This window comes from Xanthomonas populi (assembly GCF_002940065.1).
Lineage (GTDB): Bacteria > Pseudomonadota > Gammaproteobacteria > Xanthomonadales > Xanthomonadaceae > Xanthomonas > Xanthomonas populi.
In genome coordinates, this window is the sequence record NZ_MDEJ01000371.1 from 1 (window position 1) to 337 (window position 337).

1 protein-coding gene is annotated in these 337 nt (G+C 58.8%); it reads left to right on the forward strand.

Annotated elements, in window-relative coordinates; genetic code table 11:
- The coding region (locus XpopCFBP1817_RS21325; RefSeq protein WP_244171304.1) for a PIN domain-containing protein at positions 1–283 on the forward strand (283 nt) is incomplete at its 5' end.
- Positions 284–337 lie beyond the last annotated feature (54 nt).

A 337-nucleotide genomic window follows, 5' to 3' on the forward strand; every position in this document is an offset into this window, starting at 1 on the left:
GCTGCCGTGCCTATGCGAATTTGTCTGGGTGCTGATGCGTGTCTATGGCTTCCAGCAATCTGACGCGGCCGACGCGATCCGGGCGCTATTGGCCGCCGCCAACGTGGAAGTGAACAGGCCCGCCGTGGAGGCCGGTTTGCTGGTGCTCGACGCAGGCGGTGACTTTGCCGATGGCGTCATTGCCTACGAAGGTAATTGGCTTGGTGGGGAAACCTTCGTTTCCTTCGATAAGAAGGCGGTGACACTTCTCTCTGCCCAAGGGCAATCAGCGCGCCTTTTGTGACGGACATGGGAATGAACGAATTTCGCCGACTGGCCACGAAGATCGACCAGCATA